This window comes from Mesorhizobium sp. M0136 (assembly GCF_040322515.1).
GTDB lineage: Bacteria > Pseudomonadota > Alphaproteobacteria > Rhizobiales > Rhizobiaceae > Mesorhizobium.
This window is the reverse complement of sequence record NZ_JAMYTP010000030.1, coordinates 31,150-54,773: the sequence shown is the minus strand read 5'-3', so window position 1 is coordinate 54,773 and position 23,624 is coordinate 31,150. Positions and strand designations below refer to the sequence as shown.

Below are 23,624 nucleotides of genomic sequence, written 5' to 3'. Positions count from 1 at the left end.
ACTGCAGCGCCTCACGTCTATCAAGACGTGCGGCGCCGTAACCGTCAGATCACCAGGCCTTTGGTCAGTTCAAGCGCCTGGCGTTCGAACAGCCGGCGGTAAATGCCGCCTTGCAGCCGGATCAGTTGGTCATGCGAGCCCTCTTCGACGATGCGGCCGCGATCGAACACCAAAAGCCTGTCCAGCGCCCGCACCGTCGACAGCCGGTGGGCAATTACCAGCGTCGTGCGGCCGACCATCAAGCGCTCCATCGCCTGCTGGATCAGCACCTCCGATTCCGAATCGAGGCTCGACGTTGCCTCATCCAGGATGAGAATGCGCGCATCGGCAAGGAAGGCGCGTGCGATTGCAACACGCTGACGCTCGCCGCCCGACAGCTTTACGCCGCGCTCGCCGACCAGCGTGCCATAGCCTTTCGGCAAATTGGCGATGAAGTCATGCGCGCTGGCCAACCGCGCCGCCTGCTCGATCTCGGCCTGCGTGGCGGCCGGCCGGGCATAGGCGATGTTTTCGGCCAGCGACCGGTGAAACAGGATCGGCTCCTGCTGGACGATTGCGATCTGTGCGCGCAGCGACGCCTGCGCCACATTGGCAATATCCTGGCCGTCGATCAGGATATTGCCCGCAGTCACGTCGTAGAGGCGCTGGATCAGCTTGACGAATGTCGTCTTGCCGGAGCCCGAATGGCCAACCAGCCCAACCCGTTCGCCCGGCGCGATATCCACCGAAAAGTCGCGATAGAGCGGCAGGCGGTGGCTGCCATAATGGAACGTTACATTGTCGAAGGTGATACGGCCATCGGTGATCCGGATCGGTTTGGCTCCGAGCCGATCCTCGATGCCGAGTGGTTCGGACTGGAAGTCGACCAGTTCCTCCATGTCGTTGATCGAGCGCTGCAGATTGCGGATATGCGTGCCGATGTCGCGCAGATAGCCTTGCAGCACGAAGAATGAGGTCAGCACGAAGGCGACATCGCCGGCGCTCGCCTGCCCCCACGACCACAAAAGCAGCGAGAAGCCGATGACCGCTGCCCTCAAAAGCAGCAGCATCGTCCCTTGCGTGGTGCCGTTGACGGTGCCGCGCATCCAGGTGCGGCGCGTGCGACCGCGCCATTTGGCGACGACCTCGGCAAGCCGCGTCTCCTCGCGTTCCTCGGCGCCAAAACCCTTGACCACGGCGTTGCAGCTCACCGCATCGGCCAGCGAGCCGCCAAGCCGTGTATCCCACGCATTTGCAAGCCTTGCCCCGGGCGCGACATAGCCAAGCGACAGCATCGTCGTCACCGCGATGAACAGAACCGAACCGATGGCGACGACAGCACCCATCAGCGGCCAGAACCAGCCAAGCAGCAGCGTCGAGCCGACGAGCATGACGACCGACGGCAGCAGCGCGATCAGGATCGTGTCGTTGAGCAGGTCGAGCGCCCACATGCCGCGCGTTATCTTGCGCACCGTCGATCCGGCGAAGCTGTTGGCGTGCCAGTCGGTGGAGAAGCGCTGGACGCGGTGGAAGGCGTCGGCGGCGATATCCGCCATCATCTTTAACGTCAGCTCGACAATGGCCATGAAGGCGAGATTGCGCAGCACGACACCGGTGAGCGCCAGGGCAACCAGCATCGAAAAGGCCGCCATCGCCGCGTTCCACGCAACATCGTCGGCCGCAGCACTGCTGGCGACGGCATCCACCAGCCGGCCGGAATAGAGCGGCGTCAGCACGTCGGCCAAGGTCGACAGCAGGAACGTGCCCATAATGCCGGCAAGCCGCCACGGCTGACGCCGCCAATGGCTGAGCGTGAAGCCAAGAACGCTGCGAAAGGCGCCCGCGCGCAAATCTATTCGAAAACGAGCCATAATGTCATTCGGGCACAAACGAGCCCGATCCCACGAAAGTAGAAATTGAAAAACCGCGTTGGCGCCGTTTGGCGCCCGGAGATGCGGAGGTTTGGCGTATTTGGCGGCCCTGTAGAGGGCGGCGACCGGCAGCGGCAAAATACCTGCCTTGGGTTCAGCCTTGCCGCGAGGCTATGTCGCGGCGCACTGACCAAGACCTAGGCTTCGCGGCCTCGCATAACGATCTCAAATCCTGGCATTCGGTTCCTCCTGAAGGGGAATCGCGGAGAGGCGTTTATAGAGACGCCTCAACGCCGCGCCAAGTCAGTAGATAGCCCAAAGCGCATCTGGTCCAAGCAGTGAGACGATTTTGCAACAACGGCCGGTTGTACGCCGCGTCTGTTCAAATTGCCGGCATACGGTCGAGGCGCATATAGCGGCCGTCGGTGGAAGGCCTGAAGCCGAGCTTCTCGTAAACCGCATGGGCGTCGTTGGTCGACAGGCTCCAATGCGTGACAGTCTTGCAATCCGGATGATCGATAAGCGCCTGGACAAGCCGGCTTCCGATGCCTTGCCCGCGATACCCGGGCCAGACAATGATGTCGGCGAGATAGGCAAATACCGTACGGTCGGTGATCGCCCGACCAAAGCCGACCTGATTGCCGCCGACATAGGCGCCGACGCACAGTGAATTGGCAAAGGCGCGGCGGTGCAGTTCATCGCTGCGGCCGCTGCCCCAATAACTCTCCTTCAAGATGTCGGACGTCGCCCGGAAGTCGATCTGCGACATGTCAAAGCTGATCTCAAAGTTGGCCATGGCTAAACCGTTATGCAGCCAATCGCCTACCCGCCATCCCTGAACCGGTTGGTAATGGGATAGCGGCGGTCGCGGCCAAAATTCTTCCTCGTGATCTTCACGCCGGGCGCCGCCTGCCGGCGCTTGTATTCGGCGACATAAAGCAGGTGCTCGACGCGCGTCACCGTCGCCCGGTCATGGCCGCGTGCAACGATCTCGTCGACGCCCATCTCGTTCTCGACCAGGCACTCCAATATGTCATCGAGCACCGGATAGGGCGGCAGCGAATCCTGGTCGGTCTGGTTCTCTCGCAGTTCCGCCGAGGGCGCCTTGTCGATGATATTATTCGGGATCACCTCGCCGGACGGGCCTAGCGCGCCCGGCGGCACATGCGCGTTGCGCCAGCGCGATAACGCATAGACCTGCATCTTGTAGAGGTCCTTTATCGGGTTGAAGCCGCCATTCATGTCGCCATAGAGCGTGGCGTAGCCGACCGACATCTCGCTCTTGTTGCCGGTAGTGACCACCATCGAGCCGAACTTGTTGGAAATCGCCATCAGGATGGTGCCACGGGCCCGGCTCTGCAGGTTTTCCTCGGTGATGCCTTCCTTGGTGCCCTCGAAAAGCTGCGTCAGTGTGTGCAGGAAGCCCTCGACCGGCTCGAAGATCGGCACGATATCGTAGCGGCAGCCGAGCGCGCGGGCGCAGTCCTCGGCGTCCTTGAGCGAGTCCTTCGAAGTGTAGCGGTAAGGCATCATCACGGCGCGCAGCCGCTCCTCGCCCAGCGCATCGACGGCAAGTGCCGCGCAGATCGCCGAATCGATGCCGCCGGAAAGGCCAAGCACGACATTCTTGAAGCCGTTCTTGTTGACGTAGTCGCGCAAGCCCAACATGCAGGCGCGATAGTCGGCCTCCTCCTTTTCAGGGATTTTCGACATCGGTCCGTCAGAGCAGACCCAGATGTCATTCTTTCGCTTCCAGGTGGTGACGTTGACCGTCTCCTCGAACTGGCTCATCTGGAAGGCCAGCGTCTTGTCAGAACCGATGGCAAACGATGCGCCGTCGAAGACCAGTTCGTCCTGGCCGCCAAGCTGGTTGGCATAGATGATCGGCAGTCCGCATTCGATGACCTGGCGGATGACGATCTGGTGGCGGACATCGACCTTGCCGCGATAGTAGGGCGAGCCGTTCGGCACCAGCAGGATTTCGGCGCCGCTTTCGGCCAGCGTCTCGCAGACGGCAACTTCGCCCCAGATGTCTTCGCAGATCGGCACTCCCACGCGCACGCCGCGGAAATTGACCGGCCCCTGGATCTCGGGGCCGGCCTGGAAGACGCGCTTCTCGTCGAACTCACCATAATTCGGCAGATCGAGCTTGTAGCGTTCGGCAAGGATTTTGCCGCCATCAGCAAAGATGATCGAATTGTGCGTGCCGGTCTTGCGCTTCAACGGCGTGCCGATGATGAAGCCCGGGCCGCCGTCGGCGGTATCGCCGGCGAAATCCTCCGCCGCCCGCTCGCACGCCTTCAGGAATGCCGGCTTCAGCACCAGATCCTCAGGCGGATAGCCGGCAAGGAAAAGCTCGCTGAACAGCACGAGGTCGGCGCCTTGGCGGGCGGCATCCGCCCTCGCCTCGCGCGCCTTGGAGAGATTGCCGGCGACGTCGCCGACCGTCGGATTGAGCTGGGCGACGGCGATGCGCAATATGTCTGGAGCGGTCCTGTCTGTCATGCCCGTGGGTTTAGCGCGGCAAAATTCGTCGGGCAATGGCGTTCGTTTGGACCAAACAATCGATCCTATTCGCCCATATATTCGCGCAAGGCTTCCGGCGGATGGTTCTCGCCGATCGACATTGCCAGAATGCGTGAAATGTGTCGGCGCGGCAGCCCGGTTTCCGCCGCCCAGGCGTTGATCTGCGCCTGGATCCTGCCCAAATCCCTCTTCGACGTCGGGCTCTCCGCAATCTCGAGTCCGGCATCGCGCAGTGCGGCCGCCATATCGGCCGAGACAACAAAAGCGTCCCACTCCAGCCAGCGCAGAAAATACTGACCGGTATTGCCGCCGAGCCGGCTGCCGTGCTTGCCGAGATAGGCCATCAACCCGACCTGGTCATCCGCCGGCCAATCGGCCAGGAACTTGCCGAAGCTGCCGTGCTCCTTCGACACGCGCTCGACGAAGGCCGCGTTGTCGCGTACGGATTTGATCTTCTGCGGATTGCGCACGATGCGCTTGTCGGCAGTGAGATCGTGCCAGAAATCGTCAGGCTGGAACAGCAGCCGCTTCGGTTCGAAGCCAAGAAATGCTTCCTCGAAACCCGGCCATTTCTGCTCGATGACGCGCCAGACGAAGCCGGCGGCAAAGACCCGCTCGGCCATGGTCGACAGGATCCGGTCATCCGCAATCTTTGCCACCGCGGCATTGTCAGGCATTGGACCCAGTAGCGACGTGAGGGCTGCCTCACCGCCTTTGCGTTTCGCTGCACGGGCGCGAATTTTCTGAAAATCCACCATTGTTTCCTGACCCCATCGCGTCAATCTACCACTTCCCGTATGAACCGGCAGCTTCTACCTCATCGCTGACGACGGAGGCGACGATGAACAAGACGATCGAGGACCTGGCAAGCCGCTGGCTGAAGCGAAAGCCGGACGGCCTCAGCGCGCTCGAAAGCCGGGTACTGCAATCTACGCTCGAGCGCACCACGATCTCCAAGGACACCAACAAGGCCGTCGCCTTTCACCAGACGTTTGGAGATCGCCTGGCCGACACCATCGCCCGGATCGGCGGCTCGTGGTCCTTCATCCTGGCATTCATTGGCTTCCTGATCCTGTGGACGGCAGGCAATGTCTGGCTCTTGTCGAGCGCCGCCTTCGATCCCTATCCATTCATCTTCCTCAATCTCGTGCTTTCCATGGTTGCCGCCCTGCAGGCGCCAGTGATCATGATGGCGCAGAACCGCCAGACGGAGCGCGATCGAATCGACGCCGCCCACGACTATGAGGTAAATCTCAAGGCCGAGATCGAGATCATGGCGTTACACGAAAAGCTCGACGAACTGCGCCACAGCCAGATCATCGGCATGCGAGACGAGATCGCCCGGCTGGCCGAGCAGGTGAAGCGCATCGACGACATTCTGTCGAAGCAGCGAACGTCTTCATGACGGAAGCCATCCATCGTCTCATTGAGCAATATGGGTTGGTCGCGGTTTTCCTGGGCTGCGTGGCCGAGGGCGAAAGCGCCGCCATCCTTGGCGGTTTCTTCGCGCATCAGCATGTCTTCGTCCTGTGGCAGGCTTTCCTCGCGGCAGCGCTCGGCGCCTTCGGTGGCGACACGTTCTTCTTCATCTTGGGGCGGAGCTTCGCCGACCATAAATTCGTGATCAGGCTCCGTGCCCGGCCGGGCTTCAGCCACGCCTATCGTCTCGTCACCTCTCATCCCAACATCTTCGTGCTGTCGAACCGCTACATCTATGGCCTGCGCCTGGTCGGTGGTATCGCGGCGGGGCTGTCCGGCATCGCCGCGGCGCGTTTCGCCATCCTCAACGCCATCTCATCGGTGGTCTGGGCGGCGCTGTTCTGCACGGTCGGTTATGTGTTCGGGCTGGGTGCCGAGCGCATCGTCGGCCAGGCGCTAGCCCGCCACGAGCGGCTGCTGATCGCTCTGGCAATCGGCCTCGTTGTGGCTATCCTCGGCTGGCTGGCGTCGCACTTCCTCGCCAAGAAGGAGCTTCGCAAGGGAAGCTGATCGTCAATCTATGCCGAGCGCACGGTCGCCCTTTTCCAGGATCAGCGGGATGATCAGGTCTTCCTCGTCGGCAAGATGCCTGGTCAGCATGGCGATCAGCCGGCTGTTCTCGTCGGCATAGGTGTCGGCGGCGAAGCGCTGCTTGACCTCGCTCTCCTGAAGCGTGCGGATGAAGGCATTTGCCGCCTCGGCATTGCGCTCCAGTCCCTTATGGATTGTGTGGTGATCGGCATCGAGAATCTCGAAGCCGCGCTTCAGACGGGTCTCGGCCCTGGCGAAGACCGGGAAATAATGATGGTCCTCGACATTGTGATGGCCGTCGAGATTGCCGAGGAAATGGTTGAGGCGCGGCGCGAACCAACGGGCGAATTCCGGCGCGTTCAGCCTACCTTCTCGATAATCGCCGATACCATTGGTGAGCATGCCGCCAAGCTCGCGGAACATATCGTGCCGCTGCAGCCACATATTGGCCACGCCGTGGATGTTGGCATGCGCCTGCCAGATCTCGCGCGGATATTTTTCGGCCAGCCAGCGCAGATCGTCCGGCAGGCCCTCACGTTCGAGCAGCAGAAATCCGGCGGTATCGGTCATGTCGGTTCCCTCAGACCATGATCCCGAAAAGTGGTACCGGTTTTTCGGAAGAGATCGTGGTCAAAACGAGAAATGCAGTGACGGCATGTAGTGTCTGAAACGTCAGATCGGCACCCCGAGGATCCGCTCGACGATGGCGACGCCCCAGACGCCTGCAGCGATTACCACCGAAATAAGCACGGCCAGCGAACCGCAATCCTTGGCCAGTTGGATATCGATGTTGAATTCACGGCTGAACGCGTCGCATGCCGCCTCGATGCCGGTATTCAGCACCTCGATCATGATCATGAGCAGCACCGCGCCGATCAGCAGCGCATAGCCGCGCCACGATTCCGAAAGGAACCAGCCGAGCGGCAAGGCAAGCACAAGCAGCGTCAGCTCCAGCTGGAAGGCCTCCTCGCTGGCGGCCAGTTTGCGAAACGCCCGCACCGAGTTGTAAAAAGCGTCGATCAGCCGCTGCATGCCAAAACCCTTCGGAATCACCGGCAGGGGATTAGCGCAATGGCTGGACCAAGGGAATAAGGCGACCTCTTCAAAAATCAGTCTCCTGCCACCTTGATCGACGGCGTTGACTTCTCGAACTGCGGCAGCCCGTCGTCGACCGCGTAATAGTCGCCCTTGTCGCCGACGAAGATGTGACATTCCCCTTGAAGTCCGGTTGGCGCGTCGAACAGCCCGGCCAAGACTGAAACATAGCCATCATCCGTCGGCTTCCAGAACAGCAGCGAGCCGCATGTCTTGCAGAAACCGCGTCTGGCAAACGAAGATGCCTCGTACCAGGTGATGCTGTCCGCGCCCGTGATTGTGATGTCGGGGTCGGCAACATTGGTTGCAGCATAAAAATGCCCGCTCTGCTTCCGGCACTGCGAGCAATGGCAGTAGATAACACCGCGCAGCGGTCCTCGTGTCTGGAACCGCACTGCCCCGCACAAGCATGATCCGGTGTGACTGTCAGCCATATCGGCCTCCCGATGCAATTGCCGTCGCTTCGCAGGATTCCAGTTTTGCGTGCGTCAGGCACGAGCAAATGCGACACCGGCCGGACGCGTTTCGCTGACCACCTCGATGATCGAATACGTTCTAATCAGCCGTTGACGGCCTGCTTGTGCTGGACCGGATGGCTCTTCTTTAGCAGATCGGACACCAGGAACGCCAACTCGATCGCCTGGTCGGCGTTGAGCCGCGGATCGCAATGGGTGTGGTAGCGATCCTGCAATTCTTCGGCGGTGATGGCGCGGGCACCACCGGTGCATTCGGTGACGTTCTTGCCTGTCATCTCGATGTGTATGCCGCCGGGATGCGTGCCTTCGGCGCGGTGCACCTCGAAGAACGTCTGCACCTCCTTCAGGATGCGGTCGAACGGCCGTGTCTTGTAGCCGGCGGCCTCGATCGTATTGCCATGCATCGGATCGGAAGACCACACCACACTGCGGCCTTCCTTCTGCACCGCTCGCACCAGCCTCGGCAGATGGTCGGCAACCTTATCGGAGCCGAAACGAGCGATCAGCGTCAGCCGGCCGGGCTCGTTCTCCGGATTGAGCAGATCGATGAGCTGCAACAGGCCGTCCGGCGTCAGCGACGGCCCGCATTTCAGCCCCAGCGGGTTCTTGATGCCGCGGCAATATTCGACATGCGCATGGTCGGGTTGGCGCGTGCGATCGCCGATCCAGATCATGTGGCCAGAGGTGGCGTACCAGTCGCCCGAGGTCGAATCGACGCGGGTCAGCGCCTCTTCGTAACCGAGCAACAGCGCCTCATGGCTGGTATAGAAATCGGTCTCGCGCAGCGCATAATTGGTCTCCGAGGTGATGCCGACGGCCTTCATGAAGTCCATCGTCTCGGTGATGCGGTTGGCGAGCGACTCGTATTTCTCGCCCTGCGGGCTGTCGGAGACGAACCCGAGCATCCATTGATGCACGTTCTCCAGGCTGGCGTAGCCGCCCTGGGCGAAGGCGCGCAAAAGGTTGAGCGTCGCCGCCGATTGGCGGTACGCCATCTCCTGTCTTGCAGGATCGGGAATGCGCGACTTGGCATCGAACTCGATGCCGTTGATGATGTCGCCGCGATAGCTGGGCAGCGTCACACCGCCCTTGGTCTCATTGTCGGACGAGCGCGGCTTGGCGAACTGGCCGGCGACACGGCCGACCTTCACCACCGGTTGAGCGCCAGCGAAGGTCAGTACCACCGACATCTGCAGGAAGACGCGGAAGAAGTCGCGGATATTGTCCGCGCCATGTTCGGCGAAGCTCTCGGCGCAATCGCCACCTTGCAAAAGGAATGCGTCACCGGCAGCGACGGCTGCAAGCTGCTTCTTCAGCTTGCGTGCCTCACCTGCAAAAACCAGCGGCGGAAAGGTGGCGAGCTGGGCTTCCGTGTTCCTCAGCGCGGCAAGGTCCGGATAGGCAGGAACCTGCTGGATCGGCTTAGCTCTCCACGAATTCGGCGACCATTTCGTCATCGAAGCACCTAACGCTCTTTTCACGCGGACGCCATCGCCCGCCAATCCGCCCCATATGGGGTCGCGGCTGCATACACGAAGCCGATTTCCTATTCTAGACCGGAATCTCAGCGCTGGCGAATGGCACGGCAGGGCGAAAGTACCAGCGCCGTCATGGTCCAGAGCACCAGCGATACCTGCTACGCCGCCGCCTTCTCCACCAGCCGTGCCAGCTGCGTCATGACAACCGCTGAGCCTGCCAGCCGCTTTTCGGGCGTCGGCCAGTCGCGGCTGAAGACGACGCTCTGGTCCGGCCGGATCTTGGCCAGCGAACCCTGTTCGCCGATGAGCTTGACCAGCCCGACCGGATTGGGGAATTCGCGCTTGCGGAAATGGATGACGACGCCTTTCGGTCCGGCATCGAGTTTTTCGACATTGGCCTTGCGGCAAAGTGCCTTGATGAAGACGATCTTCAATAAATGCTTCACCTCTTCCGGCAGCGGCCCGAAACGGTCGATAAGCTCGGCGCCAAAAGCGTCGATCTCTTCAGTGTTTTCGAGATCGCCAAGGCGGCGATAGAGCGCCAACCTGAGCTGCAGATCCGGGACATAGCTTTCCGGGATCATCACCGCTGTGCCGACGGCGATCTGCGGCGACCAGCCGCCGTCCTGCACCTCGCCGGAATCCTTCACTTCGGCCACTGCCTCCTCCAGCATCTGCTGGTAGAGCTCGAAGCCGACCTCCTTGATGTGGCCCGACTGCTCTTCGCCAAGCAGATTGCCGGCGCCGCGAATGTCGAGGTCGTGGCTGGCCAGCTGGAAACCGGCGCCTAGCGTATCGAGCGACTGCAGCACTTTTAGCCGGCGCTCGGCTGTATCCGTGAGCTTGCGGTTGGCGGGCAGCGTGAACAGCGCGTAGGCGCGCACCTTAGAACGGCCGACGCGCCCGCGCAGCTGATAGAGCTGAGACAGGCCGAACATATCGGCGCGGTGTACGATCAGCGTATTGGCGGTCGGTATATCGAGGCCGGATTCGACGATTGTGGTCGACAAAAGCACATCGTACTGGCCGTCATAGAAGGCGTTCATGATGTCGTCGAGTTCGCCGGGCGGCATCTGGCCATGGGCCACGGCCACTTTCAGCTCAGGCACGGATTCGCGCAGGAAATCATGGATTTCCGCGAGATCGCTGATGCGCGGTACGACATAGAAAGAATGGCCGCCACGGTAGCGCTCGCGCAGCAGCGTCTCGCGGATGACCAGCGGATCGAAGGGGGAGATGAAGGTACGCACGGCCATGCGATCGACCGGCGGCGTGGCGATCAGCGACAGCTCACGCACCCCGGTCAAGGCAAGCTGCAGCGTTCGCGGGATCGGCGTCGCCGACAGCGTCAGAACGTGGACGTCGGTCTTGAGATCCTTCAGCCGCTCCTTGTGCTTGACGCCGAAATGCTGCTCCTCGTCGATGATCAGCAGGCCGAGATTCTTGAACGAGATCGAGGACCCGAGCAGTGCGTGCGTGCCGATGACAATGTCGACTTGGCCTTCGGCGACGCCCTTCTTGGTCTCGGCCAGTTCCTTGGCACCGACCAGCCGCGAGGCCTGGGCGACGCGGATCGGCAGGCCGGAGAAGCGCTGCGAGAAGGTCTTGAAATGCTGACGCGACAACAATGTCGTCGGCACCACCACCGCGACCTGAAAGCCTTCCATCGCCGCGATGAAGGCAGCACGAAGCGCGACTTCGGTCTTGCCGAAGCCGACATCGCCGCAGATCAGCCGGTCCATCGGCTTTCCTGCGCCCAGATCATCCCTGACCGAATCGATCGCCGTTTGCTGGTCGTCGGTTTCCTCATAGGGGAAACGCGCTGCAAACTCGCCATAGAGGCCTTCCGCCGGCAGCAGCGCCGGTGCGGCCCGCATTTGTCGCTCGGCGGCGATGCGGATCAGCTGCCCGGCCATGTCGAGCAGGCGTTTCTTCAGCCGTGCCTTGCGCGATTGCCAAGCGCCGCCGCCAAGCTTGTCGAGTGTCGCCTCGGCCGAATCCGAGCCATAGCGCGACAGCAACTCGATGTTTTCCACCGGCAAGAACAGCCGATCGTCGCCGGCATAGTGGATTTCGAGGCAATCGTGCGGCGCACCGAGCGCCTCGATGGTGCGCAGCCCGATGAAGCGGCCAATGCCATGGTCGGCATGGACGACGATATCGCCTGAGGACAATGCCGAAGCCTCGGCGATGAAGTCGGACGCGCGCTTCTTGCGCTTCGAGCGCCGGATCAGTCGGTCGCCGAGAATGTCCTGCTCGGCGACGACGACCAGTTTCTCCGTCTCGAAGCCGGATTCAAGCGGCAGGACGGCCAGTCCCGCTTGCCCTGGCTCAAGCTTTTCGGCTTCGGCAAGCGTCGCCACCGGTTTCAGATTGCCAAGATGATGCTCGGCCAGGATTTGGCCGAGCCGGTCGAGCGAACCTTCAGTCCAGCCGGCGACGATGACACGGCGGCCTACAGCGCGCTCGTCGGAAATGTGTTTTACGACGACGTCGAAGACGTTGGCGTTAGGGTCGGCGCGCTCCTCGACGAAGCTGCGACCATGGCGCGAGCCGGCATGGAACACCTTTTTCGCACCGGCATCGGGCGCATCGAAGGACGTGAAGTCGATCGCTTCGCGCGGGCCAAGCGAGGCAATCAGGTTCTCGGGCGACAGATAAAGCAAATCCGGCGACACCGGCTTGTAGGGCACGGCATCCTTCAAGGCGCCGTCGGCCTGTTTTTTGCGCGCCTCATAATGATCGAGGATCAGCGCATGGCGCTCGGCCAGTGCCTCATGCGCCAGATGATCAAACACCACCGGCGCATCCGGCAAGTAATCGAACACGGTTTCCAGCCGCTCATAGAAGAACGGCAGCCAGTGCTCCATGCCGGCAAACCGCCTGCCCTCGCTGACCGCCGCATAGAGCCCATCGTCGCGCGAGGGCGCCCCAAAGGCTTCGATGTAGGCGCGGCGGAAGCGGCTGATCGTCTCTGGCGTCAGCGCCACCTCGCTCATCGCCTGTAGCGCCATCGACTTGCGCTGGCCGGTGGTGCGCTGTGTTGCGGTATCGAAGACGCGGATCGATTCCAGCGTATCGCCGAAGAAATCGAGGCGCAGCGCCTCAGTCCAGCCGGGCGCGAAGAGATCGAGAATGCCGCCGCGCACCGCGAATTCGCCGATACCGCGCACCGTCGGCACTCGCTCGAAGCCGGAATTCTCCAGCCGGGAGCCCAGCACGTTCATGTCTATCTGGTTGCCCGGTTTGGCGTGGAAGGTCTGCGCCTCGACGAGTTCAGCCGGCGGAATGCGTTGCAACAGCGCATTCGCGGTGGTGAGGACGACGGCGCGGTGCGGCTTCTTCGCCAGCGCAATCATTGCAGCCAGTGCATCGAGCCGCCTTGCGGCGGCATCGGCGCCGGGCGAGACACGGTCGTAAGGCAGGCAATCCCAAGCCGGCAGTTCCAGCACCGGCAGGCCCGGCGCGGCAAAGGCAAGCGCCTCGACGATCGCCGGCAGGCGCTGGCCGTCGCGGGCCACGAACAGCACCGGCTTGTCCGGTGCGATCTCGCGCGCAGCCTGCACCAGCGCAAAGGCTTCGTAGCCGTCGGCGACGCCATCGACAATGAACTGGCCAGCGCGGCCTTTCGGCAGACCGATCGTAGGAATAAGGCTCATGGCTACACGTTGTTCAGAAGGTCAGGGGCCGGCGCGAGGCCAGGATTTTTTGCAGGACGGCACAATCGATAGTCGCCGGGACCGGGCGCTCGCCGGTGACGATGGGCAGGAATTCGGTGTCGGGAATGTCGAGGAGCCTCTCATATTGGTCGATTTCGTCGCCGGTCAAGGCGCCGATCTCGGCATCCGCGAAGCTGCCAAGTATAAGGTCCATCTCGCGCATGCCGCGGTGCCACGAACGAAACAGAAGCTTGCGGCGGCGGGCATCGAGGCCCTCGCTGGATCGTTTCGTTCCGGTCATCGTGCAACATCCTTGCCCAGGCGGCGCATATAGCGTGGATAGAAGTCGGTGTCAGCCTTGCGCTACGGCCGGCGCAACATAAGCTGACATCATGCGTCCCTCCCTCCTCGACCCTTTGTTTGTCCCGATCACATCGCTTGCCGGCGTCGGGCCGAAGGTTGGTGCGCTGATCGAGAAAGTCGTGACGGCCGACCTCGGCGACCGGACCGCGCGCGCCGGGGACCTCTTGTTCGTGCTGCCGCATACTGTCATCGACCGCCGCAACCGGCCGGGCATCGCTGGTTCGGCCGAGGGCGCCATTGTCACACTCGACGTACGCATCGACCGCCACCAGCCACCCCCACGCGGCAACAGGTCGGTCCCGTATCGGGTCTACGCCCATGACGACACTGGCGAGATCGCGCTGACCTTCTTCCATGCCCATGCCGCCTATCTCGAAAAAGCAATGCCCGTAGGCGAGCATGTCGTCGTCTCAGGCCGCATGGAATGGTTCAACGGCCGCCCGACCATGGTTCACCCCGACCATATCGCACTTGCCGGCGACGCGGAAAACCTCCCGTTGGTCGAGCCGGTCTATCCGCTGACCGCCGGGCTCTCGGCCAAGGTGCTGCGCCGGGCCATCGGCCAGGCGCTGGCCCGCCTGCCGTTGCTGCCCGAGTGGCAGGACGGCGAGTTCTGGCGCCGCCACGCTTTTCCCGCTTTCGGCGATGCGCTCAACCGCATCCACCATCCTGCCGACCCGATCGACGTCTCTGCCGACGGCGCAGCATGGCGGCGCCTTGCCTATGACGAGTTCCTGGCCAGCCAGGTATCGCTGGCGCTGGTGCGGGCCAAGGTCCGCCGATTATCGGGCCGGCCGCTCGTCGGCGACGGCCGCATAGTCGAACAACTGCGCGTGGCACTCCCCTATTCGCTGACCATGTCGCAGGAAATGGCGCTTGCCGAAATCAACGCCGATCTCGGTGACCCCGAACGCATGCTGCGCCTTTTGCAGGGCGATGTCGGCTCCGGCAAGACGGTGGTCGCGCTGCTTGCCATGGCGCGTGCCGTCGAGGCAGGCGGCCAGGCGGCATTGATGGCGCCGACCGAAATCTTGGCGCGCCAGCATCTGGCAACTATTGCGCCGTTGGCGGAACGGGCCGGCCTGCGTGTGGCCGTCCTCACCGGCCGCGAAAAGGGCCGCGAGCGTGCCGACACGCTGACCAGGCTGGCCAATGGTGACATCGACATCGTCGTCGGCACCCATGCGCTGTTCCAGGAGACAGTGACGTTCCGTGACCTCGTTTTCGCCGTCGTCGACGAGCAGCACCGTTTCGGCGTCCACCAGCGCCTTGCCATTACCGCCAAGGGCGATGCGCCCGACATGCTGGTAATGACAGCAACGCCGATACCGCGGACGCTGGTGCTGACTGCATTCGGCGACATGGATGTGTCGAAGCTGACGGAAAAGCCGGCCGGCCGCCAGCCGATCCGCACCGTCACCTTGCCGCTTGAACGGCTCGACGAACTGATCGGACGCATGCTCGACGCCGTCGCCGATGACCAAAAAATCTACTGGATCTGTCCGCTGGTCGAGGAATCCGAGGAGATCAAACTGATGTCGGCCGAGGACCGTTTTGCCTCGCTGAAGCCGCTGTTCGGCGACCGCATCGGCCTGGTGCACGGCCGCATGAAAGCCACCGACAAAGACGAGGCGATGCGCGCCTTTAAACAGGGCGACACCCGTATCCTGATCGCCACCACCGTCATCGAGGTCGGCGTCGATGTGCCTGATGCGACGATCATGGTCATCGAGCATGCCGAGCGCTTTGGCCTCGCCCAGTTGCACCAATTGCGCGGCCGGGTCGGGCGTGGCGACAAGCCTTCATCCTGCGTGCTGCTCTACAAGGACCCGCTTGGCGAGACGGCAAAACGCCGTTTGTCGGTGATGCGGGAGACCGAGGACGGTTTCCGTATCGCCGAAGAGGATCTGAAGCTGCGCGGCGAAGGCGAGTTGCTCGGCACCCGCCAGTCCGGCACGCCGGGCTTCCAGGTGGCGCGCATCGAGGTGCATGCCGACCTGCTCGAGGCCGCTCGCGACGATGCGCGGCTGATCCTGTCGCGCGATCCGGAACTGCAGTCCGAACGCGGCACGGCGCTGCGCCTGTTGCTCTATCTGTTCGGCCGCGACGAGGCCGTGCGGCTCCTGCGTGCCGGCTGAGGCATCGTGTCGAGCGGAGGATTGGCAAGCGCGTGGATCTGCTCGCCGTTCACCGTCATCATTTTGACAGCTGGCGCCACCAGGCCGGCCGACACGATCAGCTTGGCTCCGTCCTCGATCGTCATGTCGAGCGATACGATGTCGGATTTCGGCACATACATCAGAAAGCCTGTCGTCGGGTTGGGCGTACACGGCATGAACACGGCAATCAGCGGATCGCCTTCCCGGTCGAGCTTCTGGTTGATCTCGGTTTCCTTCTCGCTGGCGACGAAGACAAGCGACCAGACCCCTTTGCGCGGATATTCTACCAACCCGACCTGGCGGAACATGTCGCCCTTGTTCGACAGCACCGTCTCGAAAATCTGCTTCAGCGAACGGTAGATGCCGCGCACCAGCGGCATGCGACCAAGCAGGCGCTCGCCGAAGTTGACGATGGCGCGGCCAACGATATTGGCGGTCATAAAGCCGATGAAAGTGATGAGGATCAGGGCAACGATCAGCCCAAAACCCGGCACTGGAAACGGCAGGTAGGTGTCCGGATTGTAGCGTACCGGAATGTAGGGTTTGACCCAGGAATCGACCCAGCCGATAAGCGACCAGGCAATGTAGGCGGTAATCGCGAGCGGCGCGCAAACGACGAAGCCGGTCAGGAAATAGTTTCTCAGCCGGGTCATGCCTGAGGTCTTGAGAGCGTCCGACATGGTTCACCGCAGCGTGTGTTTGCAGCGCGACACTACTGAACCGGAAGGCGCTTTGGAATGGCGAAGTTTTTAAACGAGACCTATTCCACCGTTACCGATTTCGCCAGGTTGCGAGGCTGGTCGACGTCCGTACCCATGAACACGGCGGTGAAGTAGGCGAGCATCTGGATCGGCAGCGCGTAGATGATCGGCGAGATGATTTCCGGCACGTCCGGCAAAACGATCGTCTCCATCGTCTTCACCGTAGCGTGCGCCGCGCCCTTGCCGTCAGTGATCAGGATGATCTTGCCGCCGCGCGCCGCCACCTCCTGCATGTTCGACACTGTCTTTTCGAAGATGCGGTCATGCGGGGCGATGACGATGACGGGCATGTTCTCGTCGATCAGCGCGATCGGGCCGTGTTTCAGCTCGCCGGCAGCATAGCCTTCGGCATGGATATAGGAGATCTCCTTGAGCTTCAGCGCACCTTCCATGGCCAGCGGAAAATTGGTGTCCCGGCCGAGATAAAGCACATTCTTGTAGTGCGAGAGGTCGCGCGCGATCTTTTCGATCTGCCCGTCGAGCTTTAGCACCTGGTTGGCATAACGCGGCGCTTCCGACAGTTCGCGTATCAGCGTTTTCTCGTGCTCATGCGAAATCGTTCCGCGCGCCACGCCGGCCCGCACCGCCAGCGAGGCCAGCACGGAAAGTTGGCAGGTGAACGCCTTGGTCGAGGCGACGCCGATCTCCGGGCCGGCCAATGTCGGCAGGATGACGTCGGATTCGCGCGCCATGGTCGATTCACGCACATTGACGACCGCGCCGATCTTCATGCCAGCCTTGCGGCAGTAGCGCAGCGATGCCAGCGTGTCGGCGGTCTCACCCGATTGCGAGATGAAGAAAGCGGCATCGTTCTTCGACAGCGGCATCTCGCGGTAGCGGAACTCCGAAGCGACATCGATGTCGACCGGCAGCCGCGCATAGCGCTCGAACCAGTATTTGCTGATCAGCCCGGCGAGATAGGCGGTGCCGCAGGCCGAAATCGCCAGCCGGTCGATCTTGGCGAAATCGAACGGCAGAGCGAGCGGCTTCGAGATGCCCCCGACGAAATCGACATAATGCGCCAGCGTGTGCGAGATCACTTCCGGCTGCTCATGGATTTCCTTTTCCATGAAATGGCGGCGGTTGCCTTTGTCGACCATGAAGCTCGTGCTGAGGGACTGTTGGCGTTTGCGGTCGACCTTGTTGCCGCCCATGTCGAAAATATCGACCTCGTTGCGGCGCACTACCGCCCAGTCGCCGTCTTCCAGATAGGTGATCGAATTGGTGAACGGGGCAAGCGCGATGGCGTCGGAGCCAAGGAACATCTGGCCGTCGCCGTGACCGACGGCGAGCGGCGGGCCATTGCGCGCGCCGACGATCAAATCCTCGTCGCCCTTGAACATGATGGCGAGCGCAAAGGCGCCTTCCAGCCGCTTCAGCGCCTTATGCGCCGCCTCGACCGGCTTCAGCCCCCTGGCCAGTTCGCGCGCCACCAGGTGCGCGACGACTTCGGTATCGGTCTGTGAGGCGAAGCTGTAGCCGTCGCGCATCAGCTCGTCGCGCAATTCGGCGAAATTCTCGATGATGCCGTTATGGACGATGGCGACGCCGTCGGAAAAATGCGGATGGGCATTGCTCTCGTTCGGAACGCCATGCGTGGCCCAGCGCGTGTGGCCGATGCCGATCATGCCGTCGAGCGGTTCGTCCTTCAGCCGGCGCTCGAGATTGACCAGCTTGCCCTCGGCGCGGCGGCGGTCAAGCCTGCCGTGCTCGATCGTGGCGACGCCGGCCGAGTCATAGCCGCGATATTCGAGCCTTTTCAACGCATCGACGATAAGCGGCGCGACCGGCGAGTTACCGACAATTCCAACGATACCGCACATCGCGCTTGCCCCCGATTCCGACCTCAAACCCGGCGCTATTTAGAGACTGCCGGGCTGTCGCGAAAAATCACATTCCATTTTGTCCGGTATCAGCCGGACTGTCCTGCACAGATGCACCATGACAGGGCGCACTTGCAATCCGGTTACTGCAATTGCTCAGTTTCTCCGCTTCTGTATCCTATTTCGGCCCAACGGCTCCAGAAATCAGTCAAAGACATGATCCCGCTCGTCGCGCCTACACTTTTTTCCGGGCCGCCGCGGCCGAAGCAAACCGTTCGCGCAACTCCTTGCCCTTGCCGGGTAGAGTCCGCTGACGGGCGCGGCCGAAGGCCAGCGCATCGTCGGGTACGCTTTCGGTAATGATGCTGCCCGAGGCGATGTAGCCGCCCTTGCCGATCGACACCGGTGCCACCAGCGAGGAGTTCGAGCCGATGAAGGCACCCTCGCCGATATCGGTGAAGAATTTCGAATAACCGTCATAATTGCACGTGATGGTGCCGGCGCCGATATTGGCGCCGGCACCGATGCGAGCATCGCCGATATAGGTCAGGTGGTTGACCTTGGCGCCCTCCTCGACGATCGCCTGCTTCACTTCGCAGAAATTGCCGACCTTGGCCTTGTTTCTCAGATCGGCCCCGGGCCGCAGCCGCGCGAACGGCCCAACATCGCAATTCGACGCGATGGTGGCGCCTTCGATATGGCTGAAGGCATGGATCTTGGCGCCGGTCGCGATTTTCACGCCTGGGCCGAACCAAACATTGGGCTCGACAATCGTGTCGGCGCCGATCTCGGTGTCGTGCGAGAAGAACACGGTTTCGGGCGCAACCAGTGTCACCCCGGAAAGCATCGCTTCCTGCCGTCGACGCGCCTGCCAGATACCTTCCGCCTGGGCAAGCTCGGCACGGTTGTTGATGCCGAGCGCATTCTCGAAACTGGCTTCGGTGGCTACGACATCAAGTCCCTGCGCAGCGGCGATCTCGACGATGTCGGTGAGATAATACTCACCCTTAGCGTTCTTGCTGCCGACTTGATCGAGCAACTTCAGCGCGTGCCTGCCGGCGACCGCCATCAGCCCGCCATTGCAGAAGGTGATTTTCTTCTCCTCGTCCGAGCAGTCCTTCTCCTCGCGGATGGCCACGAGCTTGCCGGCCTTTTCGATAAGCCGGCCATAGCCCGAAGGATTTTCCGTACGGAAGCCGACCACGACGACGGCCGCACCTTCGGCCAGCTTCAGCCGCGCCGCCGCGAGCGCTTCCGGATCGATCAACGGCGTGTCGCCAAACATCACCAGGATGTCGTCATAACCTTTTGATATTGCTGCGCGTGCGGCAAGCACGGCGTGCGCGGTGCCGAGACGTTTCTCCTGGACGAAAGCTTCGGCCTTGGGCGCAAACTTGAGTGCGGCCTTGCGCATGTCATCGGCGCCATGGCCGATCACCAGCGCCAGATCGCCGCTGCCGGCGGCTTCGGCGGCCTTGACGACATGGGCAACCATTGGCAGGCCGGCGATTGTGTGCAGCACTTTCGGCACCGCACTCTTCATGCGCGTGCCTTCGCCGGCGGCGAGGATGATGGACAGGCAAGATCTCTGGCTCATGGGGACAGCAACCGTTGAAAGGGGTCTGGAATCGCAGCGTTAGTAGCACCGGCGCCATGCTGCACCAATGCGGTTAAATTCCGGTGAGACGGTGGAACCTCCAACCCGCGGCACGCTCAGGCCGATCGGCTCAGGCGGCTTCCGCCTCGTTGCGTGATGCGAAGCTGGGGGCTCGGCCACGGCCGTATTGCCGTGGCGAACAGTTCATGACCCGCTTGAAGGCTGTGCTGAAGGCGCTTTCGGATTCGTAGCCGAGCGACAGCGCGATGACGGCGACAGGATCGCTGGAATTCGTCAGCCGATCCCCGGCCAGCAGCATTCGCCAGCGCGTCAAATAGTCCATCGGCGACGCGCCGACCGTCTCCTTGAATCTGAGCGCAAAGGTCGATCGCGACATGCCGGCCCGTTCCGCCAATTCCTGTAACGTCCAGCCATGCGCCGGATCGTCGTGCATGGCGCTGATCGCCGCGCCGATCTGTTTGTCCGCGAGGGCAAAGAGCCAGCCGATGCCGCCTTTCAATCCTTCCGAAAGATGCAGCCGCAGCGCCTGAACCAGCATCATGTGGGCGAGGTGCTGGATCACCAGAAAGCCGCCCGGTTGTGGCTCGCGCAGCTCCTGCATCATCCGCTCCACTGACCAGCGCAGCGCCGACTTGTCCGACTCTTTGCGGATATGCACAATGGCTGGCAGCATCCGCAACAGGATGCCGGCATGATTGCCGCCAAGCGCGAAGCGGCTGCTGACCAGAAAGAAATCACCACCGCCATTGTGCGTCACGACACCGCCGGCTCGCGCAGGCGGAAAAATCTTGATGGCTTCAACAGGCGACAAACTCATGTCGCTTGCAAGGCGGAAAGGCCGCCCACTCGGCAACAGGAAGCAGTCCCCCGTCTCAAGGCGCACTGCGTCGGCAACGCCCTCTACTGACAGCCAGCACCGGCCGGAGACCACCGCTCCGGTCTTGATGCTTTGCTGCTGGTCGGGGAACTGGATCGACCATTCACCACCTGCATCGAAGCCGGCCGACATATAGTTTCGCGGCTTCAGCAGCGAGAGCACATCTGAAAGAGGTTCCACGTGTCATTCCGGACGATTGCGAAGATAATACGGACTTTACCGCATAGATCGTATTTCCTCAAGCGGCTATCACGACGTCACCGGGCCGCGAAAATGGTCGTGGTCAGAAACGAACAAGGACAAGTCGTGATGCGTGTTTTCGTTACCGGAGCGACCGGATTCGTCGGTTCTGCCGTCGTTCAAGAACTCATCGGCGCCGGCCATCAGGTGCTCGGCCTCGCCCGCTCGGAGGCATCGGCCAAGTCGCTCGCCGCCACTGGAGCCGAGATGCATCGAGGCGACCTCGAAGACGTGGAGAGCCTGCGCAGGGGCGCGGCAGCCGCCGATGCGGTTATCCACACCGGGTTCAACCATGACTTCTCGAAGTTCGCGCAAAACTGCGAGATGGACCGGCGTGCCATCGAGGTGATGGGCGGAGCACTCGAAGGCTCCGAGCGCCTCCTGCTCGTCACCTCGGGGACCGCGCTCCAGGCGCGGGGCCGTATCGCGACCGAGGAAGATGCGCCTGTCCCCTCTTCCGCTTCATATCCCCGCGCCTCCGAAGCGACAGCCGCCGCGCTGGCGGCACGCGGGGTGCGCGCATCGGTTGTCCGCCTTCCTCCGTCGGTCCATGGCCAGGGCGACCACGCCTTTGTTCCTATTCTCATCGACCTCGCTCGCAAGAAGGGCGTGTCGGCCTATATCGGCGAAGGGCTCAATCGCTGGCCTGCCGTGCATCGGTTCGATGCCGCCCGCGTCTACCGCCTTGCGCTCGAGCATGGAGCCGGTGGCGCGCGATATCACGCGATCGCCGAAGAAGGCGTGCCGTTCAAGGACATCGCCGGCGTGATCGGCCGGCGCCTGAACGTGCCGGTCCTCGCCAAGTCCGCCGAAGAAGCCGCCGATCATTTTGGCTGGTTCGCGATGTTCGCGGCGATGGATGTCCCGACCTCAAGCGAACGGACCCAGGCGCTGCTGGGGTGGCAGCCGAGCGGACCTGGGCTGATCGCTGATATCGACCAGCCGGGCTATTTCGAAGGCTGAACAGACCACGTCGGGCGGCAAACCTAGCCCAATTGCCCCAGCACCGGAAAATTCTCGAGCAGCCAATATGACATCGTCTGCACGCCGCCGGTCAGGAAAAACACGCCGGCGACCACCAACAGCGCGCCGATGGCTTTTTCGACGCGGCCGAGATGGACGCGGAATTTCGAGAGAAAGCGCATGAAGGCGCCGGAAAACAGCGCAGCGATCAGGAACGGGATACCGAGGCCGAGCGAGTAGGCGGCAAGCAGCAGCGCGCCCTCGCCCACCGTCTCGCGACCGCCGGCGAGCGTCAGGATCGGCCCCAGCACCGGGCCGATACAGGGCGTCCAGCCAAAGGCGAAGGCCAAGCCCATGACGTAAGCGGCGATCAGGCTGGCCGGCTTGCCTTGTGACTGGAAGCGCGCCTCGCGTGAAAGCAAAGGGATACGCAGTACGCCGAGGAAATTCAGCCCCATCAGGATGATCAGCACACCGGCCGCCATTGCCAGCGGCTCCTGCCAGACCCGTAACAAATGGCCGATGGTCGAGGCGCCAGCGCCGAGCGCGACGAAGACGGTCGAGAAGCCGAGCACGAAGGCGATGGAGGAATTAACCAGCGCGCCTCGCGCACCGGCCTTTGCCGTAATGCCGGCCTCGCCGCGGAAATCGTCGACGGACACGCCGGCCATATAGCACAGGTAAGGCGGCACCAGTGGCAGCACGCAGGGGGACAGGAACGAAATTGCTCCCGCCCCGATCGCACTGACATAGCCGACGTCCAACGCCATTTCCGTCTCCAGATGACTGCACAGCCATATAGCCGCGACAACGTCCGTCCGCCAATCACCATCGCGTGGCCCCCATCACATTGGGTAGCAAGTCGACGCCGTCGCCTGGATCAATGGAAAACAGTGCGGGAAGAAAGGGCAGCCGGGCAGCGTTGACCAGAAGAAGCCGCGGTTCCGCGCGCTTTTCGAACATTCAGGGAGAGGTCCATGAAAACAATCGCAATTGGCATGGCGGCGCTTTTGCTCGGCACTGCCGGATCCTTCGCCGCCGAGGCGTGGAAGGAAGCGGAGGTCGGCGGCACCAAGATCTACACCGACGCCAGCGGCATGACGCTCTACACCTACGACAAGGACGAGGCCGGCAAGGCGAACTGTTACGACAAATGCGCCGCCAATTGGCCGCCGCTGAAGGCTGACGCCAACGCCAAGGCCGAGGGCGAATGGACGATCGTCGACCGCACCGACGGCACCAGGATGTGGGCCTACGAAGGCAAGCCGCTCTACACGTTCATCAAGGACAAGAAGGCCGGCGACGTCACCGGCGAGGGTGTCGGCGGCGCCTGGCATATCGCCAAGGCCGACTAAGCCTTGAGCTTCTGATCCGCTGTAACAGGCGGTAACACGGCTGGTCGCTAGGAGCTTGACCCAACCGCCCCGGCGGCCAACTTTTCAGCACGCCAGTTCCTTGCAACTATCCGGGCAAATGCCGGGCTACCGATTGCGCGCTTCACAGCATCTGTTCAAGCGGGGCTGGCGCGTGCTCGATGTTTCTCTTATATCCGCGGGAGAGTTTGTCCCGTTCTCCAGGATCAATTGCCGGGTTTGTCCAGCGATAGGCTGCTCATTTCCCTTGTCCAGGATTGCGGAAATCGCATGGCGCGCCGCTGGGTTGCGCATTCGGTGCAGGGCCGCATTTTGACTGCTTGGCCTTGACCGGATGCAAAAGCGCGGCCATG

General features: G+C 62.3%; 21 protein-coding genes. 5 read left to right on the top strand and 16 right to left on the bottom strand.

The genetic code is table 11. The annotated features are described in order from the left end of the window. Positions 1-44: 44 nt before the first annotated feature. The 4 genes from NKJ35_RS27170 to NKJ35_RS27155 form a co-directional block, all read right to left on the bottom strand. A complete protein-coding gene (locus NKJ35_RS27170; protein WP_352650511.1) occupies positions 45-1,850 on the bottom strand; it encodes an ABC transporter ATP-binding protein in 1,806 nt (601 codons plus the stop codon). Positions 1,851-2,232: 382 nt separating this feature from the next. Then, positions 2,233-2,646 carry a GNAT family N-acetyltransferase gene (locus NKJ35_RS27165; RefSeq protein WP_352650509.1) on the bottom strand — a complete coding sequence of 138 codons (414 nt, stop codon included), beginning with the start codon at positions 2,644-2,646 and terminating at the stop codon, positions 2,233-2,235. Between the two features lie 26 nt (positions 2,647-2,672). After that, on the bottom strand, positions 2,673-4,355 hold the full coding sequence (locus NKJ35_RS27160) for an NAD+ synthase (protein WP_352650507.1): 1,683 nt from the start codon (positions 4,353-4,355) through the stop codon (positions 2,673-2,675). Between the two features lie 65 nt (positions 4,356-4,420). Next, the gene (locus tag NKJ35_RS27155; RefSeq protein WP_352650505.1) at positions 4,421-5,134 is read right to left on the bottom strand and encodes a DNA-3-methyladenine glycosylase I; all 714 of its coding nucleotides are present in this window, start codon (positions 5,132-5,134) and stop codon (positions 4,421-4,423) included. Positions 5,135-5,217: 83 nt separating this feature from the next. On the opposite strand from NKJ35_RS27155, the gene NKJ35_RS27150 reads away from it, so the two are divergent. Then, positions 5,218-5,781, top strand: a complete 564-nt coding sequence (locus tag NKJ35_RS27150) for a DUF1003 domain-containing protein (protein ID WP_254820163.1) — start codon at positions 5,218-5,220, stop codon at positions 5,779-5,781. Next, the gene (locus NKJ35_RS27145; RefSeq protein WP_352636793.1) at positions 5,778-6,365 is read left to right on the top strand and encodes a DedA family protein; all 588 of its coding nucleotides are present in this window, start codon (positions 5,778-5,780) and stop codon (positions 6,363-6,365) included. The genes NKJ35_RS27150 and NKJ35_RS27145 overlap by 4 nt, the downstream gene beginning before the upstream one ends. A 3-nt stretch (positions 6,366-6,368) precedes the next feature. Here NKJ35_RS27145 and NKJ35_RS27140 read toward each other — a convergent pair whose 3' ends face one another. From NKJ35_RS27140 to NKJ35_RS27115, 6 genes are all read right to left on the bottom strand, one after another. Further along, a complete protein-coding gene (locus NKJ35_RS27140) occupies positions 6,369-6,956 on the bottom strand; it encodes a hemerythrin domain-containing protein (RefSeq protein ID WP_352650503.1) in 588 nt (195 codons plus the stop codon). Positions 6,957-7,058: 102 nt separating this feature from the next. After that, complete coding sequence (locus NKJ35_RS27135; RefSeq protein ID WP_254820160.1) at positions 7,059-7,418, bottom strand: diacylglycerol kinase; 360 nt, start codon at positions 7,416-7,418, stop codon at positions 7,059-7,061. Positions 7,419-7,495: 77 nt separating this feature from the next. Further along, positions 7,496-7,915 (bottom strand): GFA family protein, encoded by a 420-nt coding sequence (locus NKJ35_RS27130; RefSeq protein WP_352479013.1) that lies wholly within the window; start codon positions 7,913-7,915, stop codon positions 7,496-7,498. A gap of 125 nt (positions 7,916-8,040) precedes the next feature. Next, on the bottom strand, positions 8,041-9,414 hold the full coding sequence (locus NKJ35_RS27125) for a class II 3-deoxy-7-phosphoheptulonate synthase (protein WP_352508814.1): 1,374 nt from the start codon (positions 9,412-9,414) through the stop codon (positions 8,041-8,043). A gap of 179 nt (positions 9,415-9,593) precedes the next feature. Then, positions 9,594-13,094, bottom strand: coding sequence for a transcription-repair coupling factor (gene mfd / locus NKJ35_RS27120; RefSeq protein WP_352650501.1), 3,501 nt, complete (start codon positions 13,092-13,094; stop codon positions 9,594-9,596). 13 nt (positions 13,095-13,107) lie between these two features. Then, positions 13,108-13,395 carry an FAD assembly factor SdhE gene (locus NKJ35_RS27115; protein ID WP_352650500.1) on the bottom strand — a complete coding sequence of 96 codons (288 nt, stop codon included), beginning with the start codon at positions 13,393-13,395 and terminating at the stop codon, positions 13,108-13,110. 91 nt (positions 13,396-13,486) lie between these two features. Here NKJ35_RS27115 and recG point away from each other — a divergent pair, with 91 nt between their 5' ends. Beyond that, the gene (recG, locus tag NKJ35_RS27110) at positions 13,487-15,595 is read left to right on the top strand and encodes an ATP-dependent DNA helicase RecG (protein ID WP_352650498.1); all 2,109 of its coding nucleotides are present in this window, start codon (positions 13,487-13,489) and stop codon (positions 15,593-15,595) included. Here the strand turns inward: recG and NKJ35_RS27105 are convergent. The 5 genes from NKJ35_RS27105 to NKJ35_RS27085 form a co-directional block, all read right to left on the bottom strand. Then, a complete protein-coding gene (locus NKJ35_RS27105) occupies positions 15,547-16,296 on the bottom strand; it encodes a DUF502 domain-containing protein (RefSeq protein ID WP_352650496.1) in 750 nt (249 codons plus the stop codon). The two genes, recG and NKJ35_RS27105, sit on opposite strands and share 49 nt — an antisense overlap. Before the next feature lie 80 nt (positions 16,297-16,376). Then, the gene (gene glmS, locus NKJ35_RS27100; RefSeq protein ID WP_352650494.1) at positions 16,377-18,200 is read right to left on the bottom strand and encodes a glutamine--fructose-6-phosphate transaminase (isomerizing); all 1,824 of its coding nucleotides are present in this window, start codon (positions 18,198-18,200) and stop codon (positions 16,377-16,379) included. A 235-nt stretch (positions 18,201-18,435) separates the two neighbouring features. Further along, positions 18,436-19,797, bottom strand: a complete 1,362-nt coding sequence (glmU, locus tag NKJ35_RS27095) for a bifunctional UDP-N-acetylglucosamine diphosphorylase/glucosamine-1-phosphate N-acetyltransferase GlmU (RefSeq protein WP_352650493.1) — start codon at positions 19,795-19,797, stop codon at positions 18,436-18,438. Between the two features lie 130 nt (positions 19,798-19,927). Beyond that, complete coding sequence (locus NKJ35_RS27090; RefSeq protein WP_352650491.1) at positions 19,928-20,875, bottom strand: AraC family transcriptional regulator; 948 nt, start codon at positions 20,873-20,875, stop codon at positions 19,928-19,930. Between the two features lie 69 nt (positions 20,876-20,944). Then, a complete protein-coding gene (locus NKJ35_RS27085) occupies positions 20,945-21,079 on the bottom strand; it encodes a hypothetical protein (RefSeq protein ID WP_352650519.1) in 135 nt (44 codons plus the stop codon). Here NKJ35_RS27085 and NKJ35_RS27080 point away from each other — a divergent pair. Then, complete coding sequence (locus NKJ35_RS27080; RefSeq protein WP_352650517.1) at positions 21,065-21,898, top strand: SDR family oxidoreductase; 834 nt, start codon at positions 21,065-21,067, stop codon at positions 21,896-21,898. The genes NKJ35_RS27085 and NKJ35_RS27080 overlap by 15 nt on opposite strands. Positions 21,899-21,921: 23 nt before the next feature. Here NKJ35_RS27080 and NKJ35_RS27075 read toward each other — a convergent pair whose 3' ends face one another. Continuing rightward, positions 21,922-22,668 carry a cytochrome c biogenesis CcdA family protein gene (locus tag NKJ35_RS27075; protein ID WP_352479022.1) on the bottom strand — a complete coding sequence of 249 codons (747 nt, stop codon included), beginning with the start codon at positions 22,666-22,668 and terminating at the stop codon, positions 21,922-21,924. Between the two features lie 207 nt (positions 22,669-22,875). On the opposite strand from NKJ35_RS27075, the gene NKJ35_RS27070 reads away from it, so the two are divergent. Next, on the top strand, positions 22,876-23,253 hold the full coding sequence (locus tag NKJ35_RS27070) for a COG4315 family predicted lipoprotein (protein ID WP_352650489.1): 378 nt from the start codon (positions 22,876-22,878) through the stop codon (positions 23,251-23,253). The last annotated feature ends 371 nt before the right edge of the window (positions 23,254-23,624 follow it).